This is a genomic window from Polynucleobacter sp. Adler-ghost (genome assembly GCF_018688495.1).
Taxonomy (GTDB): Bacteria; Pseudomonadota; Gammaproteobacteria; order Burkholderiales; family Burkholderiaceae; genus Polynucleobacter.
Map to the genome: position 1 here is coordinate 951,864 of NZ_CP061320.1, position 25,074 is coordinate 976,937.

Annotated in this window: 23 protein-coding genes, 2 tRNA genes and 1 riboswitch; of the genes, 9 read left to right on the forward strand and 16 right to left on the reverse strand. The window is 46.4% G+C overall.

All coding sequences use genetic code 11. From position 1 onward, the window contains the following. Nucleotides 1–93: 93 nt before the first annotated feature. Nucleotides 94–678, forward strand: coding sequence for a hypothetical protein (locus ICV89_RS05020; protein WP_215310178.1), 585 nt, complete (start codon nucleotides 94–96; stop codon nucleotides 676–678). Between the two features lie 62 nt (nucleotides 679–740). On the opposite strand, the gene ICV89_RS05025 is transcribed toward ICV89_RS05020, so the two are convergent. Further along, a tRNA-Asn gene (locus ICV89_RS05025) sits at nucleotides 741–815 on the reverse strand. Nucleotides 816–836: 21 nt separating this feature from the next. Here ICV89_RS05025 and thiD point away from each other — a divergent pair. Next, the gene (gene thiD / locus ICV89_RS05030; protein WP_215310179.1) at nucleotides 837–1,721 is read left to right on the forward strand and encodes a bifunctional hydroxymethylpyrimidine kinase/phosphomethylpyrimidine kinase; all 885 of its coding nucleotides are present in this window, start codon (nucleotides 837–839) and stop codon (nucleotides 1,719–1,721) included. Between the two features lie 26 nt (nucleotides 1,722–1,747). Here the strand turns inward: thiD and thiE are convergent, their stop codons facing one another. The 9 genes from thiE to ICV89_RS05075 form a co-directional block, all read right to left on the reverse strand. Then, a complete protein-coding gene (thiE, locus tag ICV89_RS05035) occupies nucleotides 1,748–2,674 on the reverse strand; it encodes a thiamine phosphate synthase (protein ID WP_215310180.1) in 927 nt (308 codons plus the stop codon). A gap of 12 nt (nucleotides 2,675–2,686) precedes the next feature. Beyond that, nucleotides 2,687–3,505: a thiazole synthase gene (locus ICV89_RS05040; protein WP_215310181.1), complete on the reverse strand. Its 819-nt coding sequence runs from the start codon at nucleotides 3,503–3,505 to the stop codon at nucleotides 2,687–2,689. A gap of 50 nt (nucleotides 3,506–3,555) precedes the next feature. Further along, nucleotides 3,556–3,753, reverse strand: a complete 198-nt coding sequence (thiS, locus tag ICV89_RS05045; protein WP_215310182.1) for a sulfur carrier protein ThiS — start codon at nucleotides 3,751–3,753, stop codon at nucleotides 3,556–3,558. After that, nucleotides 3,744–4,892 (reverse strand): FAD-dependent oxidoreductase, encoded by a 1,149-nt coding sequence (locus tag ICV89_RS05050; RefSeq protein WP_256441782.1) that lies wholly within the window; start codon nucleotides 4,890–4,892, stop codon nucleotides 3,744–3,746. Before ICV89_RS05050 ends, thiS begins: the two co-directional genes overlap by 10 nt. Continuing rightward, nucleotides 4,893–6,830 carry a phosphomethylpyrimidine synthase ThiC gene (gene thiC / locus ICV89_RS05055; protein ID WP_251370920.1) on the reverse strand — a complete coding sequence of 646 codons (1,938 nt, stop codon included), beginning with the start codon at nucleotides 6,828–6,830 and terminating at the stop codon, nucleotides 4,893–4,895. Nucleotides 6,831–6,870: 40 nt separating this feature from the next. Beyond that, nucleotides 6,871–6,977, reverse strand: a riboswitch (TPP riboswitch). Nucleotides 6,978–7,051: 74 nt separating this feature from the next. Further along, nucleotides 7,052–7,915 (reverse strand): NUDIX hydrolase family protein, encoded by an 864-nt coding sequence (locus ICV89_RS05060; RefSeq protein WP_215310183.1) that lies wholly within the window; start codon nucleotides 7,913–7,915, stop codon nucleotides 7,052–7,054. Nucleotides 7,916–8,126: 211 nt separating this feature from the next. Continuing rightward, nucleotides 8,127–8,201 (reverse strand) — tRNA-Arg (locus ICV89_RS05065). A gap of 203 nt (nucleotides 8,202–8,404) precedes the next feature. Next, complete coding sequence (locus tag ICV89_RS05070) at nucleotides 8,405–9,640, reverse strand: MFS transporter (protein WP_215310184.1); 1,236 nt, start codon at nucleotides 9,638–9,640, stop codon at nucleotides 8,405–8,407. Nucleotides 9,641–9,666: 26 nt separating this feature from the next. Continuing rightward, nucleotides 9,667–10,656 carry an NADP-dependent oxidoreductase gene (locus tag ICV89_RS05075; protein ID WP_215310185.1) on the reverse strand — a complete coding sequence of 330 codons (990 nt, stop codon included), beginning with the start codon at nucleotides 10,654–10,656 and terminating at the stop codon, nucleotides 9,667–9,669. Nucleotides 10,657–10,806: 150 nt separating this feature from the next. On the opposite strand from ICV89_RS05075, the gene ICV89_RS05080 reads away from it, so the two are divergent. Together ICV89_RS05080 and ICV89_RS05085 are read left to right on the forward strand one after the other, a co-directional pair. Continuing rightward, nucleotides 10,807–12,288, forward strand: a complete 1,482-nt coding sequence (locus ICV89_RS05080) for an NAD-dependent succinate-semialdehyde dehydrogenase (RefSeq protein WP_215310186.1) — start codon at nucleotides 10,807–10,809, stop codon at nucleotides 12,286–12,288. Nucleotides 12,289–12,313: 25 nt separating this feature from the next. Further along, on the forward strand, nucleotides 12,314–13,321 hold the full coding sequence (locus tag ICV89_RS05085) for a tripartite tricarboxylate transporter substrate binding protein (RefSeq protein WP_215310187.1): 1,008 nt from the start codon (nucleotides 12,314–12,316) through the stop codon (nucleotides 13,319–13,321). Here ICV89_RS05085 and ICV89_RS05090 read toward each other — a convergent pair. Next, nucleotides 13,318–14,538, reverse strand: coding sequence for a CaiB/BaiF CoA-transferase family protein (locus tag ICV89_RS05090; RefSeq protein ID WP_215310188.1), 1,221 nt, complete (start codon nucleotides 14,536–14,538; stop codon nucleotides 13,318–13,320). The genes ICV89_RS05085 and ICV89_RS05090 overlap by 4 nt on opposite strands. A 78-nt stretch (nucleotides 14,539–14,616) precedes the next feature. On the opposite strand from ICV89_RS05090, the gene ICV89_RS05095 reads away from it, so the two are divergent. Further along, on the forward strand, nucleotides 14,617–16,605 hold the full coding sequence (locus ICV89_RS05095) for a DNA topoisomerase IV subunit B (RefSeq protein WP_215310189.1): 1,989 nt from the start codon (nucleotides 14,617–14,619) through the stop codon (nucleotides 16,603–16,605). Between the two features lie 101 nt (nucleotides 16,606–16,706). Next, nucleotides 16,707–19,052, forward strand: a complete 2,346-nt coding sequence (parC, locus tag ICV89_RS05100) for a DNA topoisomerase IV subunit A (RefSeq protein WP_371817889.1) — start codon at nucleotides 16,707–16,709, stop codon at nucleotides 19,050–19,052. 47 nt (nucleotides 19,053–19,099) lie between these two features. On the opposite strand, the gene ICV89_RS05105 is transcribed toward parC, so the two are convergent. Continuing rightward, complete coding sequence (locus ICV89_RS05105; RefSeq protein ID WP_215310190.1) at nucleotides 19,100–20,059, reverse strand: XdhC family protein; 960 nt, start codon at nucleotides 20,057–20,059, stop codon at nucleotides 19,100–19,102. A gap of 62 nt (nucleotides 20,060–20,121) precedes the next feature. Here ICV89_RS05105 and ICV89_RS05110 point away from each other — a divergent pair, with 62 nt between their 5' ends. Continuing rightward, entirely contained in the window at nucleotides 20,122–20,778 is a 657-nt protein-coding gene (locus ICV89_RS05110; RefSeq protein WP_215310191.1) for an NTP transferase domain-containing protein, read from the forward strand. Here ICV89_RS05110 and ICV89_RS05115 read toward each other — a convergent pair. From ICV89_RS05115 to ICV89_RS05125, 3 genes are read right to left on the reverse strand one after another with little or no spacing between them, the layout of a single operon-like run. Next, nucleotides 20,775–21,233: a RidA family protein gene (locus ICV89_RS05115; RefSeq protein WP_215310192.1), complete on the reverse strand. Its 459-nt coding sequence runs from the start codon at nucleotides 21,231–21,233 to the stop codon at nucleotides 20,775–20,777. The genes ICV89_RS05110 and ICV89_RS05115 overlap by 4 nt on opposite strands. Before the next feature lie 60 nt (nucleotides 21,234–21,293). Next, nucleotides 21,294–22,469: a VWA domain-containing protein gene (locus tag ICV89_RS05120; protein WP_215310193.1), complete on the reverse strand. Its 1,176-nt coding sequence runs from the start codon at nucleotides 22,467–22,469 to the stop codon at nucleotides 21,294–21,296. Between the two features lie 33 nt (nucleotides 22,470–22,502). Continuing rightward, nucleotides 22,503–23,360, reverse strand: coding sequence for a MoxR family ATPase (locus tag ICV89_RS05125; protein ID WP_215310194.1), 858 nt, complete (start codon nucleotides 23,358–23,360; stop codon nucleotides 22,503–22,505). A 166-nt stretch (nucleotides 23,361–23,526) separates the two neighbouring features. On the opposite strand from ICV89_RS05125, the gene ICV89_RS05130 reads away from it, so the two are divergent. Next, complete coding sequence (locus ICV89_RS05130; protein ID WP_215310195.1) at nucleotides 23,527–23,892, forward strand: cytochrome c; 366 nt, start codon at nucleotides 23,527–23,529, stop codon at nucleotides 23,890–23,892. A gap of 17 nt (nucleotides 23,893–23,909) precedes the next feature. Then, the gene (locus tag ICV89_RS05135) at nucleotides 23,910–24,254 is read left to right on the forward strand and encodes a cytochrome c (protein WP_215310196.1); all 345 of its coding nucleotides are present in this window, start codon (nucleotides 23,910–23,912) and stop codon (nucleotides 24,252–24,254) included. 84 nt (nucleotides 24,255–24,338) lie between these two features. On the opposite strand, the gene ICV89_RS05140 is transcribed toward ICV89_RS05135, so the two are convergent. Further along, nucleotides 24,339–24,977: a GntR family transcriptional regulator gene (locus ICV89_RS05140; protein WP_215310197.1), complete on the reverse strand. Its 639-nt coding sequence runs from the start codon at nucleotides 24,975–24,977 to the stop codon at nucleotides 24,339–24,341. Between the last annotated feature and the right edge of the window lie 97 nt (nucleotides 24,978–25,074).

A 25,074-nucleotide genomic window follows, 5' to 3' on the forward strand; every position in this document is an offset into this window, starting at 1 on the left:
AATCTACGCCAATGAAGAGTATCCTACGGGGTCTGTGGCGAGCCTTTCCATCCTACGTTGAAGGCACCCACTCAAGAATACAGAAAGAACACAATGACCAAACTCACATCCAAGCCAATCCTGAAAAAAGCGAGCGGCATTTTGGCGCAAGAGTTTGCTATACCTAAAGATATCGCCTGGGCTTGGGTCACTTTGCTACTTTCTCAGGAAGAGCAAAAGCGCGATAGTGAAGAAAAGCGCTATGCCCGTATTGCAGAATTCGAAGCTTGGATTGTGGGATTAAACCTCCCGACGGACCCAAAAAATCCCGAGGGCGGCGCAGTCAGCCCAGAGTCAGTAAAAAATTCAGCTAGAAATGTATTTGAGTGGCCACATGAATACATCTTTGATGAGCCAGCAGCACCAAAACATCCAGACTCTAAAGTCAGCTATGGCGATACGATTACTAAGCCCATCTTGGATGCCATTAAAGATGCTGGAGGATCGGATGATCGCCCAGCACTCATTGCTATTTTGGAAGGCTACGTAAAAGAGGGTAAAGAGCCATTTGCCAACATCACATCAGAGGGTATTGAGTGGAAAGGCGGCAATTGGTCTGAGGGGGATAAATTCAATCTTCTCACCATCAAAACATTAAATAACCGAATTGCTAATCTAAAAAAGAAGGGATTGGTCTAGAGTCAATCGATTCATCTTGACCACCAAAGAAAAAACCACCTAAAAGGTGGTTTTCTTGTATTTGGCTCCTCGACGTGGGATCGAACCACGGACCAACAGATTAACAGTCTGCTGCTCTACCGCTGAGCTATCGAGGAATAAGCCGTTATTATAGCAAGATGAAATCATCTACCCCAAGTTCTGTGCAGATCCCTAAAGTATTGACCATCGCTGGGTCCGATAGTGGCGGTGGCGCTGGCATACAGGCTGACCTCAAAGTCATCACAGCCCTTGGTGGATATGGGGTGACGGTGATCACTGCCATCACAGCCCAGAACACCTTGGGGGTAAGCCGTATTCAGGATATTGATCTTGATGTGGTTGAGGCTCAGATTGATGCGGTATTTATGGATATTGGGGTAGACATCGTCAAGATTGGTATGTTGGCTAGTCCAGAAATCGTTCGCACTGTGGCATCTGCTCTCAAGCGTCATGGCGCCAAAAGAATAGTCCTAGATCCTGTTCTGAGAGCTACTTCAGGCGCCAGTCTTGGTGGAGACGATACCGCTCAAGCTATGATTAAAGAGTTATTTCCGATGGCTAGCTTAATCACTCCCAATTTGGAAGAGGCTGGCTTGCTCTTGGGTCGCGAGATCGAAGGAGTGAAGGATTTCAAGTTGGCGGCAGAAGAGTTGCTTGAGATGGGTCCTCAGGCAGTCTTGATTAAAGGAGGGCATCTGGATGCCAGCCATACTCAGCTGACAGATTTTCTGATGTGGCGAACTATTGAAGATGGGCTTGAGGTGGTTCAATCAAAAGAATTCAAGCACTACCGGGTTAACACGCCTAATACCCATGGCACTGGCTGCTCACTGTCATCTGCTATCGCGACTTATTTAGCGGATGGTCACGATCTTTCTCATGCTGTTGCTAAGGCAATTGCTTATGTTGAGGCAGGGCTGGAAAAAGGTCGCTTCTTAAGTATTGGTGAGGGTCCAGGACCTTTATGGCACATGCATGATTTTTATCCAACCGCATTGCCAGAAGAAGAGGGTAAGTATTAAAGATTCAGTATGCAAGATTTTAAGTGCTAGGTTTTCATCAACTCTTGCAGTCTCTTGACTGCCGCCTTGGGATCACTCGACCCATTAATTGCCCTGACAACTGCAACTGAGCCAACGCCACTTTGTGCTACCGCATGAATACTACTTTCATCAATGCCGCCAATAGCCACCAAAGGGTAGTGACTCATCAATTGAGCATATTTATACAAACGGCCCAAACCTTGGGGAGCAGTAGCCATTTTTTTCAGATTGGTTGCAAAGACTGCGCCCATAGCGATATAACTCGGGCAGAAACGATCTGCATGAACCATCTCAGCATAGCCGTGGGTACTCAGGCCTAAGCGTAGACCCGCAGATCGAATTGCATCCAAGTCTGCCACTTCTAGATCCTCTTGCCCCAGATGCACGCCGTAGGCATCAGCTTCAATCGCCTCTTGCCAATAATCATTAATAAAGAGCAAAGTCTTGCTGCCTTTGACCGCCTCAACAGATTGCGCGATCTGCTTACGAATCAGTCTGCGATCATCTGATTTAAGTCGTAGTTGCACTGTTGGCACATCAGCCTCAATAGCACGCTTAACCCAATCAGCATCGGGCATTACAGCATATAAACCCAAGCGCTGAGGACACTCGGCAAATGCATTGGGGTTCATGTTGCGAGTCCAAGGGAGTAAATCAAAATGCTCAGGTCTAGAGGGCCATTTCAATGGGTTAAATCCACCATCTTGGTGAGCCATACGTGACCAAGCCTTGCCTAATACCTTAGCATCACATTCGATAAAGCCCATTTCAATCGATGCCAGTGCGCCTGCTAGCTCATAGTGATCTGCCGCATGCTCATTATCAATTTTTGGTGGCGGTGATGACATACTGTACGCTGGGATCGGCAAGCACATCCCATCCTTAGCGTGGGCTGCAACAATTTGATCGGCAAGGTCGCGCACTAAGCTCATTTAATTAACTTCTTAACTTTGGTGCCAAAAAGGTGTACCAACTAATGGGGTGCTAGCTTGGGCAGACTGTTGTGCTGTCATGGCACCAGAGAGGTAGGCAGTGCGGCCAGCATCGACTGACATTGCAAATGCTTTAGCCATCGCTACCGGGTCATCGGCTAGTGCTACGGCCGTATTGAGTAATACGCCATCAAAACCCCATTCCATCACAGTGCATGCATGCGAGGGAAGGCCTAGTCCAGCATCCACTAGAAGCGGAACCTTTAAGCGGTCACGTAAGAGTTTCAATGCATAAGGATTTAAAGGGCCCTGTCCAGTACCAATTGGAGCGGCCCACGGCATCACCGCTTGGCATCCTACGTCAACTAAGCGTTGGCACAAGATGAGATCTTCAGTGCAATAAGGCAATACCTTAAAACCATCTTTAATTAAAGTTTCTGCTGTAGAGACTAAACGAAGGGTATCGGGTTGTAAGGTGTAGTCATCGCCGATGAGTTCTAACTTGATCCAGCTAGTTTCAAAAACCTCGCGTGCCATCTGCGCCGTAGCAATGACCTCTTTAGGGCTATGACATCCTGCGGTATTCGGTAAAACCGGTACAGCCATTTTCTTCAAGAGATCCCAAAAACCAGAATGCGCTTCAGTTGTAGAAGTGCCTTGCCTACGCAGGCTTACTGTAATCATTCCAGGATTGGATTGCTTCACAGCATTTTCCAATACCTGTGGAGAAGGGTAACGTGAGGTTCCTAGCAATAAGCGACTAGCAAAAGACTCGCCATACAGTAGCAATGGATCGGCTGTATTTAAAGTGTTTGGTAATGGGGCTGTCATGTTAATCAATTACTTTTATTTAGATATTTCTTGATATGTTCGTTACAAAATTAGCCGCCAGTAACAGGCGCTATGACTTCCATTTCATCACCTTCACGCAACACTTCTTCTGCATGCTTGGTCTTGGGAACAAATTCATAATTGACGGCAACGGCAAACGGTGGCCTGGCGTCGATGAGTAGCAATACATCATCAATCGTACTGTGATCTGGAACCTCTTTAGCAACTTGATTCACCATTATGCGCATGTACTGAGCTCCTGTTCAGCTGAAGCTGTCATCTGCAAGCCTAAGTCGATAGCTGTCTTACTAGATCCCGAATCCAACACTTCTAATGCGCAATCCAAAATCGCTGGTGAGATCATGAAGCCATGTCGATAGAGTCCATTGATCATCATCAGACCGGCTTGATTTGGTTTTCGATCAAGGGCTATCTCCGGTAGATTATCTTTGAGTGTAGGTCGGCATTGCGTTGCCATTTCTAAAATACGTGCTTCAGCAAAGCCGCTATGAACGGTATAAACCGCACTGAGTAATTCCAATGCGGAGCGCACACTCATGGGAGAGACATCTTCAGATTCAATTTCTGTTGCACCAACAACGTAGACATCATCCTCTTTAGGAGCGATATAAATTGGGTAGCGCGGATGGATGAGGCGAGTAGGACGTCGTAGCTTTACTTCAGGCGCATGTAGGCGAATCACCTCACCACGCACTCCTCGTAAATCTTTGGATCTACCGGCATTACCCCAAGCAGCCTTGGCACCAAGACCACGACAATCGATGACCCAATCAAAGCCATTCTTTTGAGCGCGAAGTAGATCGGGGTCGGCCGCTTGATTCCAATGACAGGGTACCTTCATTAATGTCAGCTCAACTAACAATGCTTCTAGCAGTTGGCGGTTATCGAGCTGGCCTTCATTGGGTAGATAGAGCCCTTGGGTAAATCGCTCAGCAACACTAGGCTCGATTTCTGCGAGAGACTGACTATCCAAATGAATCGGTTTAGCAAGCGCCTGATTGTGATCGCAATTTCTCCCTAGATGGGAGGCAAATCGCTCCGCATCACTGGCATCTTGTCGATGCCATAGGATGAGCGTGCCATTCTGTTGAAAATAAACCGGCTTTGCTAATTCATTGATGAGTTGCTTCCAGCGTGGCAGGCTGTAAACACCCATACGCACCACGTTATCTTCTGTAATGGCAGACTCTGCCAGTGGAGCTAACATAGCAGCCGCAATTCGAGCCGCCGCTAAGTTACCATCCGAACCACCTTTCTCAAACAGCTCTACCTGAGCACCGCGCTTAGCAAGTGCGACCGCTAGCAGCCGACCCATGAGGCCGGCGCCAACGATGGCGTATTTGCCGTTTGAGAAGACGTGATTCACTTATTGATAAATCTCACTACCGCGCTTACGAAACTCAGCGGACATCTCTTCCATTCCTTTTTGTGGATCAGTAGAGGCTTCTGCAGTAATTGGAATGACTTTTGACTTAGGATTGCCATCCGCATCTAATGTGGCCGCGTAGTCGCGCACTTCTTGTGTGATTTTCATCGAGCAGAACTTCGGTCCACACATTGAGCAAAAATGCGCTATCTTCGCGCCTTCTGCTGGCAGGGTGGCATCGTGGTACTCACGAGCACGCTCAGGGTCTAAGCCAAGATTAAATTGGTCTTCCCAACGGAACTCAAAGCGGGCTTTTGATAAGGCATTATCTCGCACTTGAGCACCCGGTAAACCTTTGGCTAAGTCTGCGCCATGGGCTGCAATTTTGTAAGTGATGATGCCGGTACGCACATCTTCTTTATCTGGCAAACCTAAATGCTCTTTTGGTGTGACATAGCAAAGCATCGCTGTACCGTACCAGCCAATTTGAGCCGCACCAATACCGCTGGTGATGTGATCGTAACCAGGAGCGATATCGGTAATCAATGGTCCGAGAGTGTAGAAGGGCGCCTCTAGACAGTGCTTCAACTCTTCAGTCATATTTTCTTCAATGCGCTGCATTGGCACGTGACCAGGACCTTCGATCATGACTTGCACATCATGCTTCCAGGCCTTGGCAGTGAGCTCACCAAGGGTATGCAATTCACCAAACTGGGCAGCATCATTCGAGTCAGCAATACAACCTGGGCGCAAGCCATCACCCAAGCTAAATGACACGTCATAGGCTTTCATGATTTCACAAATCTCATCAAACTTCGTATAGAGAAAGTTTTCTTTATGGTGGGCCAAGCACCATTTCGCCATGATGGAGCCGCCACGAGAGACGATGCCAGTAATACGGTCAGCAGTTAAAGGAACATAGCGCAGTAACACGCCAGCATGAATCGTAAAATAGTCAACGCCTTGCTCAGCTTGTTCTACTAGGGTGTCGCGGAACATTTCCCAGGTGAGATCTTCTGCAATGCCGCCGGTCTTGTCGAGTGCTTGGTAGATTGGTACCGTACCAATTGGAACTGGTGAGTTACGAATAATCCACTCACGAGTTTCATGAATATGCTTTCCTGTAGAAAGATCCATGATGGTGTCTGCACCCCAACGGATTGACCAAACCATTTTTTCTACTTCTTCATTAATAGAAGAAGTCACAGCAGAATTGCCCAAGTTGCCGTTAATCTTCACGCGGAAATTGCGGCCGATAATCATTGGCTCTAGTTCAGGGTGATTAATATTGGCTGGAATAATCGCACGACCGGCAGCGATTTCAGAACGCACAAATTCACCGGTAACGATGTCAGGTAGATTTGCGCCATAGCTCTTACCTGGGTGTTGCTTAAGCAGTTGTTTGTATTCTGGATTCTTACGCAATTGCTCAAGACCCATGGATTCACGCAGAGCAACGTATTCCATTTCAGGAGTCACGATACCTTTGCGAGCGTAATACATTTGACTTACATTCTGACCCGCCTTAGCGACGCGTGGGGGATTGATATGGGCAAAACGCAAATTCTGCGTAGCCGCATCTTGTGAGCGGGCAACACCGTACTCGGAACTTGGTCCAGATAATTGAACTGTGTCGCCTCGTTCTTCGATCCAGCTCTTACGCAATAAAGGCAAACCCTTTTCAAGATTGATCACGATCTCGGGATCGCTATAGGGACCTGATGTGTCATAAACTGGCACTGGTGGATTGGGCACCATCTCTTCACCAACGCGGGTTGATAATTGCTCGATCATGCGAATCGGCGCTTTAATATCTGGACGCGAACCCTCTAGGTAAGTTTTGGTAGAGGCGGGGTAGGCAAATTTTTGGCCAAAGTCACGCTCTAAGCTTTTTAAGCTAGGAATTTCTTGTTTTGATTTAGTGTTGGTATCGCTCATGTCCATCTCCTGACTGTTTTTAGATGGACGAAACCGGGTGACGGTCTGATGGAAAACTCCCCACGCCAGCATTACCTGGATCGGGTTCTAGGGTCTTTCTCAGCGCCTCGCAATTAAAATCTTTTGAGGGCACCCCTGTTTCATCCTTAGCTCTTATTTAACCACGAAATGCCTAAAAGCTGGGTGATCAAAATCAAACGCTGAAACCCAATTTGGGGGCTTTAGTCCACTCTGGTGTTGCGCAAAATGAAATCTGCAGTCACAAAGGCGGCATCGCTAGTGAATTCATCGGCCAAAATGCGGGCTGCAGCCTCTGAAAGGGAGATTTCAATAAAACCACTCACTTCTCCATCATGATTGGTGGGTATAAAGTTCTCCGCCAGCTCCAGGTCATAAATATAGAGTTGCTCATCATGAAATCCCCGTCCTTGTATGGGGCGGCGCATGTGTATGCGACCCACAGGCTCAATGTGATCGGAAATCTGGGGTGGCACACCCGCTTCTTCCCATAATTCTCTCCGAGCATTAACCCAAGGGGTTTCATCTGCCCCAATACCACCTGCGGCCAGATTGTCGAGACGGCCGGGATCGGTAGATTTAGTTTCGCTACGTCGTCCAAGCCATAGATTACCGGCTTTGGTATAGCCATTAATGTGGGTTGCCATGCTGCGAAAGCCAAAAGCACGAAAGGCAGAGCGTTCTAAACGGAAGTATTCGTGGCCATTTTGGTCAATCCAGGCAAAATTCTCGTTTCTCCAGCCGGGAATCAGCCCGCCTTCACGCATCCGATCTGCCATGTTCAAGAGACTCTCGGATAACTCTAAGGGCCTTGCATGGTCAATAGTTAGGCGATCGTGACCTATTTTGATATGAGGAATGGGTTTCCCACCCAAAGATTCTTGTAAATAGCTTGTGAAATCAGGGTTTAAGTGCCCAATGACCTGTCCGGCTGTGTAGCCACCTAAAAAATGGATGGGTAAGTAGTCTGGTGGGGCAGGCCTTGCCGTATTTTGAAGCATTTCTTCTAGGGCGGCGATGGTGCTGGGTGTGAGCTTTGTAGTGAGCTTGGTGTTGAGCTTTTGCATGGCCTAAGTGTAAGAGAAATTAAAAATACCAAAATAGTCATCTAAAAATCTATAAATGAATTTGAGATGTCAATAATTTTTTACGCATATTTTTCTTTATAGGTAGATGCTCATAAATTAAGCAAGCTAGGTCACTCTATACAAATCTGCGACTTACGAAAACTTTTGGGTATTTATCCACACAAGCTGTGGATAAGTTCTGATTAAGAAGTGGTCCCGCCGACAGGAATCGAACCTGTATCCCACGCTTAGGAGGCATGTGCACTATCCATTGTGCTACGGCAAGAATGAAAAAAAGTAAAACGTTTTATCAGAAAGATGTTAATGCGCTCTTCATTATCCACTGATTACCAGCCACACAGTGCCCACACTTGATTCGTGATTGCGACCATCAACTCTGGTGCAAAGTATGCAGAGAAAATAATTCCTAGTATCGCTACTGATAGGGCATATACAAGGAAGCGTGAAATAGAAAAGCGCATAAAAAAATTATGTAGCAGCAAGGCGATGAATTGCCTGCTCTTTCACTGGCAGATTGATTAAGAATGCAAATACACCTAAGGCAATCGCAATATTCCAAACGATCAGATAGGAGCCGGTGCGATCAAATAGATACCCGCCAAAATAAGCTCCGCAGAAGCTGCCAAGCTGATGGGAAAAGAACACTAAACCAGAGAGCATGGTCAGGTACTTCACGCCAAAAATCTGCGCAACGATTGCATTGGTCAATGGGATAGTAGATAGCCACAAGAAGCCCATGATAGCGGCAAAGATATAGGTAGTAGTTGGGCTTAGAGGTAGATAAACAAAGGCGATGATCGCCACGGACCGACTAATATAGATACCCGATAAGAGATAGCGCTTTGGCAAGCGTTGCCCGAATATTCCGGCGGCATAGGTTCCAAAAATATTAAATAGACCAATCAATGCGAGGGCGGTAGTTGCTACAAAAGGCGCTCCAACATCGGGATATATTTTTGATAAATCTTTTAGATAAGGTGCTAAGTGAACCGCAATAAATACCACCTGAAAACCGCAAACAAAATAACCCAAAGTGAGCAATCTAAAACTAGGGTTGCCCATCGCCTCTCTTAAGGCTTCTGTAATAGTTTGATTGCTTGCTTGCTGCATATTTGCAGCATTAGGTTCGCGCAACATCAACGCAATCGGAATCATGAGACTTGCCATGAGTGCCAATACGAGTAGCGCATCATTGGCGCCAAAGTTTGACAGCAAACCTTGCTCAACTGGAATCATTAAAAATTGTCCGAATGATCCAGCTGCTGCAGTGATACCCATAGCCCACACTCTTTTTTCAGGAGCAACGTTGCGACCTAAGATGCCATACACCACGCTATAGGTAGTTGCAGTTTGTGCAAGACCGATGAGTAAACCACCCGCAAATGCAAAACTCAAAGCATCAGTAGAGATTGCCATGCCGGCTAAACCCAATGCATAAAGTGCGCCCCCGGCAATCATAATTTTGAGTGCGCCATAACGATCCGCCAATGCTCCTGTCACTGGCTGAACTGCACCCCAAATCAAATTTTGTAGGGCGATAGTCAGTGCAAAAGTTTCGCGTCCCCAACCATTGGCGGAAGTGATGGGTAGGTTAAAGAGTCCAAATCCATGGCGTATGCCCATGGAAAAAGTCACCATCAGCCCGCCAAAGATTAGTAGATTCTTTAGTGTGAGGGTATTCGATGGGCTAATTTGAACTGTCATAGATGCTTTCTTGATAAATCAAGCGCTTAGGATAGCTTGATTATCTGTTTGCCCAAACACCTGCCTTCAAGTAAATCAATGAAGGTCTGGGGCGCATTTTGAAGGCCCTCAGTGATTTTTTCATACACTTGGATCTTTTGTTTGACTATGAGGTCTATCAGTTGCTTTTGGATCTCCCGCCATCGAGAAACATGATCAGAGACGATAAACCCTTGAATTAACATACGTTTTGCCAGTAAAGTACGCAGATTGATGCTGTGGAAATGCTCTTCAAGGCCTTCGGCAATCAGTCCGCAGATAGCAATGCGGGAGAAGGGGTTCATTTGAGGAATGAGCTCATCAAATAGCGTACCCCCAACATTCTCAAATATCCCGTCGATGCCATTGGGAGCAGATTGATTTAAATTGCTAGGCCAACTGCTGTGCTTATAAGATAGGCAGCTATCAAAATTCAAAACATCTTGCACATAAGCGCATTTTTCCTCAGAGCCCACAACTCCCACGACATTGGCGCCCTGTAGTTTGGCAAGTTGACCTGCGACACTCCCCACGGATCCTGCGGCAGAGCTAATGAATAGGGTTTGGCCAGCCTGAGGCTTGCAAATATCCATCATTCCAATCCAGGCGGTTATTCCGGGCATTCCCGCTGCTCCCAGTAGCCAGGTTTCAGAAAAAGGTGTTTGAGGGATGAGTTTGATCGCAGTGGAATTCATGATGGCATGGGTCTGCCATCCCAGCATGCCAATGACTTTATCTCCTGCTTTGAATTGATCAGACTGAGAATCTAAGACGATTCCAATGCCTTCACCTATAACAACATCACCAAGCTCCATAGAAGGTGCATATGACTTTCGCTCGCTCATTCTGCCGCGCACATAGGGATCAAGCGAAAGCCATTGATTTAATACTAGGACTTGACCGCTCTTCAATGGCTCTATATCAGCGTCAATGCATTGAAAGTTATCTTTTGTTACAGTTTGATTTGGTCTGTTGCGGAGAATAATTTTAGTATTCATTTTTATTGCAAAAATTTTCTTCGTAAGCAAATCATCAGCGGATTAGGAGGGTTGTATTTTCCTAGGGTTTTTACTGATCCGTGGGGCCACAACACTTTTTAAATGAATTAGCAATTTTGCCACTTACAAGATTCTTTGGAGTATTTATTTATGTCAGCAGTAAATCACATTAGTTCGTTATTGAAAGATAAAAATCTCCTGAAGGGCGATGCATTTATCGGCGGTAAATGGCTTAAAGCTAAATCAGGCAAAGTATTTTCAGTGAACAATCCCGCAACTGGCGAAGAAATTGCTCAGGTTCCTAACCTCGATGTAGCTGATGCACTAGATGCCGTTGCATCAGCCGAAAATGCATTTACCTTATGGCGAACAAAAACTGGCAAGGAACGTGCCGCAGTTTTGCGCAAGTGGTTTGAATTGATTACGGAGCACACCGAAGATCTTGGGATCATCATGTCTTTGGAGCAGGGCAAGCCTTTGGTTGAGGCTAAGGGCGAGATTCATTACGGATCCTCGTTTATTGAATGGTTTGCTGAAGAAGCAAAACGAGTAACCGGCGCCATTCCTAGTTCAACGTGGGAAGATAAGCGTCTGATGGTTCTCAAGCAACCAATCGGAGTGTGTGTAGCGATTACTCCTTGGAATTTCCCAAGTGCAATGATCACTAGAAAAGTATCTCCAGCATTGGCTGCGGGTTGCTCCATTGTGATCAAGCCTGCTGAGCAAACACCGTTATCAGCTTTGGCATTGGCTGAACTAGCCTCTCGAGCTGGCGTCCCTGATGGGGTGATCAATATTTTGACTGCCGATGCGCACAATTCCATCGCCATTGGTAAGGCCCTTTGTGATTCTCAGGTCGTTAAGCATCTCTCGTTCACTGGATCTACTGAGGTTGGCAAGCTGCTGATGATGCAGTGTGCTCCCACAGTGAAAAAGATTGCCCTTGAGCTCGGTGGTCATGCGCCATTTATTGTTTTTGAAGACGCTAATATTGACAATGCTGTTGCTGGCGCCATGTTTGCTAAGTACCGTAATGCTGGCCAAGCTTGCGTTGCAGCCAATCGCTTTTATGTCCATAAAAAAGTTCACAATGAATTTGTAGAAAAATTTGCTGCTGCTACTAAAGGGCTCAAAGTAGGCCATGGTTTAGAGCCTGGTGTTACCCAAGGACCATTGATTGATGAGCAGGCGCTGGCTAAAGTCCAGAGGCATATTGCTGATGCCCTTTCTAAGGGGGCGACCTTGGTTACCGGTGGCAAGTCTTCCGAGCGAGGCGGTACTTTCTTTGAGCCCACTATTTTGGCTGATGTAAACAATGCCATGCTAGTGGTAACTGAAGAAACATTTGGACCAGTTGCCCCAGTGATTACTTTTGAGTCTGATGAGGAGGTTGTCAAGCTGGCTAATAACAGTCAATTTGGATTAGCTTCTTATTTCTACAGCCGTGATATTGGTCGGATCTGGAAGGTTGCTGAGGCCCTAGAGTTTGGCATGGTGGGCGTAAACACAGGTCTCTTTTCTAATGAGGTCGGCCCATTTGGAGGTGTCAAGCAATCCGGTCTAGGCAGAGAGGGCAGCTCTTGGGGTATCGATGAATACCTCGAGATGAAGTATGTCTGCGTAGGCCTATAAAAAAATAGATGGAGGAGACAAAATAATGCATTCCAAGAAAAAACAAAAAATCGGAATCTTATTAGGCTGTTTATTTGCTGCAGTATCGCTGTTTAGCCAGAGCGCGTCTGGTCAGTCAGCGCCTGCTGAAGAGTCATGGCCTAACAGACCGATTTCAATGATCATTCCGTTTCCGCCAGGCGGGGTTGCTACTGTTGTTGGCAGACCCATTGCTGATGGCATGGCTAAAAATCTTGAAAAGCCCATCATCATGGAAAACAAACCTGGTGCAGGTGGTGGGATTGGTAATGCCTATGTAGCTAAAGCAAAACCGGATGGCTATAACGTTTTATTTGCCATGTCTTCTGTTTCAACGATTCCAGAGACAGATAAGATTGCTGGCAAAACCGCTTCGTACTCAACGAATCAGCTCAGACCCATTGGCCGTATTACTTCGGATCCACTAGTGATTGTTGTGAAGAGTGATGCGCCATGGAAAACAATGGCAGAGTTCGTTGCTGATGCTAAAAAGTATCCTGGTAAATACAATTTCAGCTCTTCTGGTAACTATGGAACTATGCAGTTACCAATGGAGATGCTGAAGACGAATCAGAATATTTTCGTTGTTCATATTCCCTATGGCGGTGCTGGTCCTGCTGTGTTGGCTGTGCTCAGTGGAGAGGTTGATATTGTCGCAAGCGGGCCATCAACGGTAGTGCAAAATATTAAAGCCGGAAAATTGAGGGCTTTAGCACACACTGGATCAGGCAAGATGGCTGCGCTTCCAGATGTTCCATCTCTCAAAGAACTTGGAATACCAGTTGAATACAATCAATGGACGGGAATCTTTGTGCCTAAGAGTACGCCTGAGCCGATTGTCAAAAAATATCGCGATGCATTGAGAGTTGCCGTCAATGACAACTCCATTCGCTCAACTATTGGCAATGCAGGCAGTCCAATTGACTATCTTGACGAACCTGAATTCCAAGTCTTTTGGGATAAGGACATTGCCAAGATGAATGAAGTAGTCAGAAAAATTGGCAAGCTCGATTAGATCGAACCATTTTCTCTTAGTACAAGGATATCCTGCGCGCTAAGACCCAGTCTCTCGCGTAGGATCTCATCAGTGTGTTGTCCTAGTGTAGGGGGTGCCATCCTTACTTCTACTGGAGTTTTAGAGAGTCGCATAGGACTTGCCACTAACTTCATCTTGCCAGCTGTGGGGTGGGGCACATTGATTTGAATATCACGGGCTTTAACCTGTTCATTTTCAAAGACCTCTTGAAAATTATTAATTGGCCCACAGGGTACATTTGCTTTCTCAAGTAAGGCGATCCATTCTGCCTTAGTCTTCTTTCTCGTCATCTCCTCAAGCAGCGGTACTAGCTGTTCACGGTGCTTTACTCGCATTGGATTCTCTGAGTACAGAGGATTGTCGGCTAAATGGGCTTCACCACCCGCTGTGACGAAATGCCTAAATTGACCATTATTCCCAGCAGCAACAATCATCCAACCATCTGATGTTGGAAGCGTTTGATACGGCACTATCGTTGGGGATGCATTACCCCAGCGCTTGGGGACTTCATCAGAACATAAATAGGCGCTAGCCACATTTGCCATGACTGCTATTTGTGTATCCAACAGGGCCAAGTCAATATATTGACCTTCGCCAGTATGGTTTTTATGGGCAATGGCAGCCAAGATAGAGGTGGTAGCGTACATCCCTGTAAAAATATCGGCGATCGCAACCCCAGCTTTTTGTGGGCTAGCCCCCGGAAAGCCGTCTGCTTCACCGGTAACGCTCATAAAGCCCCCCATTCCTTGGACAATAAAATCATATCCAGGACGTTTTGAGTAGGGTCCAAATTGGCCGAATCCAGTAATAGAGCAATAAATGAGATCAGACTTCACTTTTCTCAAACTCTCGTAATCAAGCCCGTACTTCGCCAGTTGCCCAACTTTGTAGTTTTCAATGACAACATCGGACTCTTTTGCTAGCTGGCGAATGATATCTTGGCCCTCTGGCTTGCTAATATCCACCGTAATAGAGCGTTTATTGCGGTTAATTGATATGAAATACGCAGTTTCAGCCGTATCTTTACCACTTTGATCTCTAGCAAAAGGAGGGCCCCAGTGACGCGTATCGTCGCCTTCACCTGGCTTTTCAACCTTGATGACGTCTGCGCCGAGGTCGGCGAGGTTTTGTGTGCACCACGGGCCGGCAAGAACACGGCTGAGGTCTAAAACGCGAATATGACTTAAGGCTCCCATCCTGCGATTTTGGCATGAAAAAAAGGGTAATTCAGGAAAATTCAGGTTTTCGTTCAGACATGACTACAATTTGCGCGCATGGCTACCCGTAAAACATCCGAATACAGCGAATCATCGATTCAAGTCCTAAAAGGGCTCGAACCCGTCCGTCAGCGGCCGGGAATGTACACCCGTACTGATAACCCCTTGCACATCATTCAAGAGGTGCTTGATAACGCTTCCGACGAGGCATTAGGTGGGTTTGGTAAACATATTATTGTCACTTTGCATACTGATAGCAGTGTGAGCGTGGAGGATGATGGTCGCGGTATTCCAGTGGGCATTCATCCGACTGAGAGACTACCGGTAGTAGAAATCGTCTTCACCCAACTTCATGCTGGCGGTAAATTTGAAAAAGGTACCGGTGGTGCGTATGCCTTCTCTGGTGGTTTGCACGGTGTTGGTGTCTCCGTTACTAATGCCTTATCCAAGCGACTAGAGGTCACTGTATGGCGTGAGGGTAAAGTTTCGACACTGACCTTTGCGGATGGCAAAGTGATTGAAAAGCTCAAAACCAGCGCCGCTGGAAAAGAAGATAAATCGCACGGTACACGTGTGCGCGCATGGCCTGATAGCAAGTACTTTGACAGTGCAGCGATTCCTATGCCTGAGCTTATTCGTTTGTTGCGCTCTAAGGCGGTCTTATTGCCAGGCGTAAAAGTGACCTTGATTCAAGAAAAGTCTGGCGAGAGCCAAACTTGGCAATATGCCCAAGGCTTGCGCGGCTACTTAAATGAAGCGATGGCTCAAGCAGGTCACGGTGCAGAAGTGATTCCTCCGTTTGAAGGTGAGCAATACGCAACTGGTAACGGCGATGATGATTCCTTTGCTGAAGGCGAGGGCGCAGCCTGGGTTGTTACCTGGACTGAAGATGGTGCACCTGTGCGAGAGAGTTATGTGAACTTGATTCCAACTCCTGCAGGTGGAACGCATGAAAGTGGTTTACGTGAAGGTCTCTTTAATGCCGTGAAAGGCTTCATCGAGATGCATGCTTTACAACCAAAAGGTGTCAAGTTAATGCCTGAGGATGTGTTTGCGCGCGCTTCATTCATTTTGTCTGCCAAGGTATTGGATCCCCAATTCCAAGGGCAAATTAAAGAGCGCCTGAACTCTAGAGACGCAGTGCGTTTGGTTTCTGGTTATGCTAAATCTGCATTAGAGCTGTGGCTCAATGAGCACGTGGACTATGGTCGCAAACTAGCGGACTTAGTCATTAAGCAAGCCCAAGCCAGAACCCGTGCCGGCCAAAAAGTAGAGAAGAAGAAATCTTCTGGTGTAGCAGTTCTCCCCGGAAAGTTGACTGATTGTGAGAGCCAAGATATTGGTCTGAATGAAATTTTCTTGGTTGAGGGTGATTCGGCAGGTGGCTCAGCCAAGATGGGTCGTAATAAGGAGTATCAAGCGATTCTGCCTTTGCGCGGTAAGGTCCTCAATACCTGGGAAGCTGAGCGTGATCGCTTGTTTGCCAATAATGAAGTGCATGACATTGCTGTAGCGATTGGCGTTGATCCGCATGGTGCTAATGACTCGCCTGATTTATCGAACTTGCGTTATGGCAAGGTATGCATCTTGTCTGATGCGGACGTCGATGGAGCGCATATTCAGGTTTTGTTGCTCACCTTGTTCTTCAAACATTTCCCTAAATTAATTGAATTGGGGCATATCCATATTTCTCGGCCACCCTTATTTAGAGTGGATGCGCCAGCTCGTGGCAAAAAGCCAGCCCAAAAGATTTACGCTTTAGATGCAAGCGAGCTGCAAGCAATTGAAGACAAGTTGCGTAAAGATGGTGTCAAAGAGTCTGCGTGGCAAATTTCTCGTTTTAAAGGTTTGGGTGAGATGAGTGCTGAACAACTGTGGGACACCACTCTCAATCCTGATACACGCCGCCTCTTACCGGTGACCTTGGGCGCATGGACAGAAGATGAAACAATTAAAACAATGGATATGTTGATGGGTAAATCCGAATCCGGGGCGCGTCGTGATTGGTTAGAAGAGCGCGGCAACGAGGTAGAGGCGGACATCTAATGGCGATTAAAAAAACTCCAGGTGGTAATAAGCCAGCAGAGCAAGCTGACTTATTTGCAGGTGAGCCAATTGAAATGAATATCGTTGAAGTGGATAAGCCCATGCCGGTGAAAACAGGCGGACCGAATGATCCACACGATCCAAAAAAGATTGAGCTCAATGAGGATGACAAAGATAGTTTGACGCTGGCTGTTTATGCTGAACGCGCTTACTTGGATTACGCGATTAGCGTTGTCAAAGGTCGTGCATTACCGGATGTATCCGATGGCCAAAAGCCAGTTCAACGCCGCATTCTGTTCTCGATGAGCGAAATGGGTTTGCGTGCTGATGCTAAGCCTGTAAAGAGCGCTCGTGTTGTTGGTGATGTGCTGGGTAAATTCCATCCACATGGTGATCAATCTGCCTATGACGCATTAGTGCGTCTTGCCCAGAGCTTCTCCTTGCGTTATCCATTGATTGATGGTCAGGGTAACTTTGGCTCACGTGATGGTGATGGCGCAGCGGCAATGCGTTACACCGAAGCACGCTTAACTAAGATTGCTGGTTTGTTGCTTAGTGAGATTGATGAGGGTACGGTTGATTTTGCACCCAACTACGATGGATCTTTCCAAGAGCCTAAGTTATTACCAGCTCGCTTACCCTTTGTTCTATTGAACGGCGCATCGGGTATTGCGGTAGGCATGGCAACGGAGATTCCTTCACATAATTTACGTGAAGTGGCTAGCGCAGCTATCGCTTTAATGAAGTCGCCGAAAATGAGCACTGCAGAGTTGCTGGAAATCATGCCTGGTCCAGATTACCCTGGCGGTGGTCAAATTATTTCTTCCTCAGCAGAAATTGCCCAGATTTATGAGGCAGGTCGCGGCAGTTTAAAAGTTCGTGCACGCTGGTCTGTTGAGGAATTGGCGCGTGGTCAGTGGCAGATTGTGGTCAATGAACTACCGCCATCAACCTCATCTCAGCGCGTATTGCAAGAGATTGAAGAGATTACCAATCCTAAGGTGAAAGTTGGTAAAAAGACTTTAACTCCCGAGCAAAGCAATCTCAAGTCCACCATTCTGAATGTCCTTGATGGCGTTCGTGATGAGTCGAGTAAAGATGCGGCTGTGCGTTTGGTCTTTGAGCCTAAGAGCAAAAATATTGATGTCAATGAGTTTGCCAATCTACTGCTGGCCCACACATCACTAGAGTCCAATGCGCCAATGAACTTGGTCATGATCGGTACAGATGGTCGCCCACGGCAAAAAGGCCTTAAAGAAATTATTTCTGAGTGGATTTCTTTCAGAGTTAGTACGGTTACACGGCGTACTCAGCACCGTTTAGGCAAGGTGAATGATCGAATGCATATTCTAGAAGGGCGCTTAACTGTTCTTCTGAATATTGATAAGGTTATTAAGATCATTCGCAATAGCGATGAACCTAAGGCTGATCTCATCAAAGAGTTCAAGCTGAGTGACCGTCAGGCAGAAGATATCTTAGATATTCGCTTGCGTCAGTTGGCCCGCCTTGAAGGCATCAAGATTGAGCAAGAGTTGAAAGAACTGAAGTCTGAGCGTGATGATCTTGAAGGTTTATTGCAGAGCGATACCGTTCTACGCAAACGCATCATCAAAGAAATCGAATCTGATATGAAGGATTTTGGCGACGATCGCCGAACTCTCATTCAGGAAGATAAGCGCGCTATCGCTGAGACCAAAGTTTTGGATGAGCCAGTTACGGTGATCGTGTCACAAAAGGGTTGGGTGCGCGTACGTCAAGGTCATGAACATGATGCAACGCAGTTTGCCTTTAAGTCAGGCGATGCCTTATATGGCACATTTGAGTGCCGCACAGTCGATGTGATGCAAGGTTTTGGTAGTGATGGTCGCGTATATACCGTGCCAGTGAGTGAATTGCCTGGCGCTCGTGGGGATGGCTCGCCATTAACCAGTTTTGTAAATTTAGCTGCTGGATCACAAATGGTTGCCTACTATGCTGGTCAGCCAGATGATCTGGTGCTGATTTCTACTAGATCAGGTAATGGCTTCCTTGCAAACGTGGCAGACATGTCTACCCGTAATAAGGCCGGTAAATCGTTTGTTGGTATTGATAGTAAATTTCCAGGCGGTGATGCACCTCTCGGAGCTGCTAAGGTCACGGCGGGGATGAAGCAGGTAGCCTGCTTATCTGAAAGCTCTAAGTTATTGGTCTTCCCGCTTGATGAACTGAAGCGTTTGCCTACTGGTGGCAAAGGCGTCATTCTGATGGGCTTGGATGATAAAGAGAAGCTGGCTTCTGCAATCGCCGTTGGACCGGATGGTGCCACCTATTCCGGTGCTGGACGTGCTGGTAAGCCAACGGAGTTAAGTCTTGATGCGAAAACCTTGAAGTCGTTTGCAGGTAATCGTGCCCGCAAAGGCCACTTTGTAGAGCCAAGACTCAAAGACGGAAAACTCAAAGCGAACTAAGAATTAAAAAACCCGGTCATGAGTTGATCGGATTTTTTTATTGTTGCTTAAACTTTCTGGGAGACTGCTACGCCGTACTTCACGGCAATAACTTCAGCCAAGATCGATACGGCGATTTCTGGTGGAGTCAAGGCACCGATAAATAGACCGACAGGTCCATGGAGACGTTCAACTTGCTCCTGTGTAACATCAAATTCTAGTAAGCGGGCTTTGCGCTTTTGAGTATTGATTCTGCTACCCAGTGCGCCCACGTAAAATGCAGGGGACTTCAATGCCTCCATTAAGGCCATGTCATCAAGCTTGGGATCATGCGTTAAGGCAACCACCGCCGTATGGGAGTCAACTCCAATTTCTAGCAGCACATCATCTGGCATGCCCTTGATAAACTGAATCTGATCACGATTAATGCCTTCTGCGTATTCTTCGCGCGGATCAATCACGATCACTTCAAAGTCCGATGCGAGCGCAAAATCAGCGGTGTAAAGTGATAACTGCCCCGCGCCAATGATGACCATGCGCCAACGAGGACCATATGTGGTTTTCATCAATCGCTCGTCACAGACGAATGCCTCATGACGATTGCCAGCCTCGAGCATAGATTTGCCGGTCGCAAGATCCACTGTGCGTGACGTAATTTGGTGATTGCTGATGGACTCCAGAATGTCCTCCAAAATAGCCAACTCTGGTTTTGGCTCGACGAGCAATCGCAGCGTTCCACCACAGGGCAGGCCAAAGCGAGCGGCCTCTTGTTGACTAACACCATAGACCACCATTTCCGGCAAATCTCTGGTCAGGATTTCGGTTTGCACTCGGCGAATCAGATCATCTTCTACGCATCCGCCAGAAACTGATCCAGTGACTTGCCCATCACCTCGAATGGCCAGCCAGGACCCGACAGGTCTTGGAGCAGAGCCCCATGTCTGCACAACTGTGGCAATAGCTACGGGATGACCCAATTTGAGCCAATCCACCGCAGCTTTTAATACGCTTAAATCGGTACTATTCATTTCCTGTCTTTAATTTCTGGTATTTCTGATTTTTGACTAGCAATCTATTTATTATCACTCTAATGCCAAGTTCTAGCCCATCAACCCAAGATTCAAAATTACGCACAGCTGTCCTGTTATTGGCAGCTGGCGAAGGCAGTCGGCTAGGTACTCATCCGAAAGCTTTGCTGCACCGTGAAGGTAAGACCCTTTTAGAGTGTTTTTCAAAGGCAATTCAGGGATTTGATCCCGTCGAATGCATCGTGGTCACTGGATTTCACGCACAATTGATTGAGTCTGAGATTAGCAAGTTAAATACCGCTTTGGCTCATCCGATGAAGATTATTAGAAATGCTTCGCCGGAAGAGGGTCAGCCATCTTCTGTTCGCTTGGGGCTTGAATCCCTCCGAGCTGACTTTGATGTCTTGCTACTCGCGCTATCAGATCAGCCTGAAGTTGGTGCAAAGGAGATACAAGCATTACTTGATGAATACCTTAAGCGAGAAGATGGTCAGGAAATTATTCTGCCAACGGTGGAGGGAAGACGCGGTAATCCAGTTTTATTTTCTGATAAAGCGATCTCGGATGTGCTGCAAATCCCAGGTATGTTTTGTCGATCCTATATGGATCTTCATCCCGACAAGGTAAGGATTATGCCCACCAGTAATAAGGCATTTGTTATGGATGTCGACACACCGGAAGACATCCAAAGACACAAACTCAACCGATTTAGTTTTTAAATCTCTGCAATCAGTTCGATTTCAACGCAAGCACCCAGTGGGATTTGCGCTACACCAAATGCGCTACGAGCATGTTTTCCTGCATCACCAAAAACCTCAAAGAGTAGTTCCGAGCATCCGTTGATTACTAAGTGTTGCTCTGTAAATTCAGAAGTTGAATTGACTAAACCCATCACTTTGACTATGCGCTTTACTTTATCGAGTGAACCTAAGTGATTTTGTAGAGTGGCAATTAAATCAATCGCAATCGATTTAGCTGCAGCTTTACCGGTTTCGGTGTTCATATCAAGACCCAGCTTACCAACCCACGGCTTGCCATCTTGCTTGGCAATATGACCTGATAGAAAAACAGTATTGCCAGTCGTTGCAGCCATGACATAGGCGGCAGCAGGTGGTCCAGGCGGAGGTAAGTCAATACCCAAAGTTTTTAGGCGATCGCTAATGTGATTTGTCATAGAGTTTCAGTGAAGAAAAAATAAAGGAAAATAAAGAGTCTTGATGTAAATCTTACTGGATTACTTAGATAGTTGACGCATGGCATTCTCGAGACCATTTAAGGTCACCGGATACATACGGTCTTTCATGAGACCTTTCATGATATCGATCGATTGTCGATATTGCCAAACGGATTCTGGCTCTGGGTTGAGCCAGGCAAAGTGAGGGAAGTGATCAATGAGGCGATTAATCCACGATGCACCAGTTTCCCGATTGTTGTACTCAACCGATCCATTGGGACTCAGAATCTCATAAGGAGACATGGTCGCATCTCCAATGAAAATGAGCTTGTAATCTGGACCATATTTATTAATGATGTCTTGGGTTGCGGTGACTTGATCGCGTCTGCGGCGATTACTTTGCCAGAGATGTTCATATACGCAGTTATGAAAGTAGTAATACTCCAGGTGTTTGAATTCTGTTTTGACGGCTGTAAATAATTCAGAGATGCGCGTAATGTGATCATCCATTGATCCGCCGACATCCATCAGTAACAAGACTTTGACTTGGTTGTGACGTTCAGGGCGCATTTGAATATCGAGCATTCCTGCATTTGCAGCAGTAAAGTGGATCGTTTTATCAAGATCTAATTCTAGATTCGAGCCTTCTCTGGCAAAACGACGTAAGCGCCGTAAAGCCATTTTGATATTTCGTGTTCCCAAACTAAGATCGCTGTCATAGTCTTTGAATTCCCGGGCTTCCCAAACTTTGATGGCCGTACGATTGCCCGCGCTCTCGCCACCAATGCGTATGCCCTCTGGGTGGTAGCCGCTATGCCCAAACGGAGATGAACCACCTGCACCAATCCATTTATTGCCACCACCATGCCATTCTTTTTGCTCTTTTAAAAGCTCTTGAAGGCGCTTTTGTAAAGCTTCAGGCCCACCCAGTTTTTTGAGCGCCGCTTTTTCTTCTTCGGTTAATACGCGTTGCAATTTTTTCTCAAGCCAGTCCAAAGGGATATCAGGGGCTAAGGCCATGATTTGCTCTACACCATTGAAGTAGGAGCCAAAGACTTGATCGAAGCGATCAAAGTGCTGCTCATCCTTGACTAAGGTCATCCTGGCCAATTGGTAAAACTCATCAATCGAGGGTTCAATAACACCTTCCTTTAGAGCTTCTAGCAGCGTTAAAAATTCCCGAACGGAAACCGGCACCTTGGCTTCTTTGAGATTGAGAAAGAACTGAATCAACATAATTGGGCTATCGAAAAATATCGGCCCGTGAAATTAGCGGTGATTGCGGTTCATCATGACTAAACGCTCAAAGAGGTGTATGTCTTGCTCGTTTTTGAGAAGCGCACCATGCAGTGGGGGAATCGTAATTTTGTCATCACCACTATGGAGAGCCTCAGCAGGAATTTCTTCCGCAAGCAATAGCTTTAACCAATCGATGAGCTCAGAAGTGGAGGGCTTCTTCTTTAAGCCCGGTAAAGAGCGGATTTGATAAAAAGATTGGAGTGCAGCTTCTAACAATTCTTGCTGAATGTTCGGATGGTGGACATCAACAATGCTTTGCATTGTTCCTGCGTCTGGAAAAGAGATGTAGTGAAAGAAGCAGCGACGCAAAAATGCATCGGGCAATTCTTTTTCATTATTTGAGGTGATGATGACCAGAGGGCGGTGCTTCGCTTTGATCAACTCACGAGTTTCATATACGTAGAACTCCATACGGTCGATTTCTCGTAAGAGGTCGTTTGGAAATTCAATATCGGCCTTATCAATCTCATCAATCAGCAAAACAACAGGTTCGTCCGCTTCAAATGCTTGCCAAAGAACGCCTTTAACAATGTAATTGCGAATGTCATTCACCTTTTCATCGCCAAGTTGGGAATCTCTTAGTCTGCTGACGGCATCGTATTCATAAAGACCTTGTTGAGCCTTGGTGGTCGATTTAATATGCCATTGCATTAGAGGCATTTTCAGGGCGGCAGCGACTTCCTCGGCCAGCATAGTTTTGCCTGTTCCGGGCTCTCCTTTAATTAGAAGGGGGCGCTGTAGTTGTATCGCGGCATTGACAGCCAATTTCAAGTCATCTGTAGCCACATAGCTTTGGGAGCCATCGAAGCGGGATTGGTTCTTAGTCATGGTGGGGGCAATCAATTTGTCTGTGAATAGCCGTCAAGTATAGGTAATACAGTCCGTATTTACAGTGTTTTTAATCATTTCAAGGGGTGAAAACAGGGTGTCTTGGCTCGTCTCCGCTATACTCTCTCCAAATTGATTTGAATCAAACAAGTTACCGATGATTTCTATGAAAAAACACCTCATTCTTTCCCAATTGACCCTCTGTGCTGGTTTGGCCTTTGCTGGACTCTCTGCTCAAGCTCAAGACGTTAAAGGCTCTGCCCAAGCTGGACAGGGCAAGGTTTGGCTTTGTATTGGTTGCCACGCTATCCCCGACTACCGCGCTGACTACCCTTTGGTTTATAAAGTGCCAATGATTGGTGGTCAAAATGCCGCTTACATTGCCAGCTCCCTAGCGGCATACAAGAAAGGTGAAAGAAAGCATCCAACGATGCGTTCGATTGCCGGTAGCTTGTCTGATCAGGACATGGCTGATCTCGGCGAATACTATGCTGCGCAAACTGCCAGCTCACCAAATAACCCATTGAAGTGATATTTAGAGGCATGTTTATGAAATTCGCACTAATTACCGCCATGTTGTTATCTAGCATTGGCTTGGCTCAAGCAGCTAACGTCGAAAAAGGCCAAGCACTAGTAGAGAAGGGCAACTGTGCTTCCTGCCATGGTGCCGGACTCAATGCGCCGATCTTGCCTGCTTATCCAAAGTTAGCTGGTCAGCATGCTGATTACCTTTATTACGCTTTGCGTGCTTACCAAGTTGGGGGCTCTAATCCACAGTTTGGTCGTAATAATGCGGTAATGTCTTCTCAAGCTAAGCCATACAGCGATGCCGATCTTCACGACATGGCTGCTTATATCGCTAAATTGCCAGGAAACTTTGTTATCAAAAAGTAACTTTCTGACTTAGCTAGAGTTACTTTAAAAGGCTTGGGTTAATTACCTAAGCCTTTGTTCTTTATGGCTTTTATAGTGCATCTCTTATTTTGTGGCCTCAAGCCCTCTAGCGAGGTGATTGCGCATAGCCAGCTCTGCCGCTATGGGATCTCTTTTCAGAATGGCCTGAAGAATTTCCCGATGCTCAAGCAGTGAGCTTAAAAGGCGATCCCCTCTACTTAAAGAGTCACGCCTTTGGAGTTTGAGCACCTTACGCAGGTCATCAATAACCCCGTTCATCCACTTATTTCCTGCGATTTCTTGGATCAATTCATGAAATTTGACATTAAATTCAAAAAACTGCTCGATATCTCGATCTGCTGCAGCCTTTTCTAGCCGGTGGTGCAGGTCATCTAATTGGGTTAGCTCTGCTTCGGTAGCCTTTATTGCGGTTTCTTTAGCTGCTTGACCCTCTAATAGGGAGAGAACAGTAAAGATTTGCTCTAAATCACGCCTATCAACCTCGGTGACATAAGAGCCTTTGTTCATCTTGCTAATTACCAGACCTTCTGAAGCAAGTACCTTAATGGCCTCGCGCATGGGCGTTCTGCTAATTCCAAAGGCAGCCGCTAGGCTCTGCTCATCTAGCCAACTTCCCGGGGCTAATTCATGGGAGAAGATTTGTGCACGCAATCGTTCGGCAACATCTTCATATAGTGGCCTGTTAATTAGTTTTGTATTCATAATTATGTATACAGTATCTAGACAAATCAAAAAAAGTCAAGCAAAATAGCCCTACAAGATTAGTGATGATGTAAAAAGCCAACCGGGAGTGCTTTGT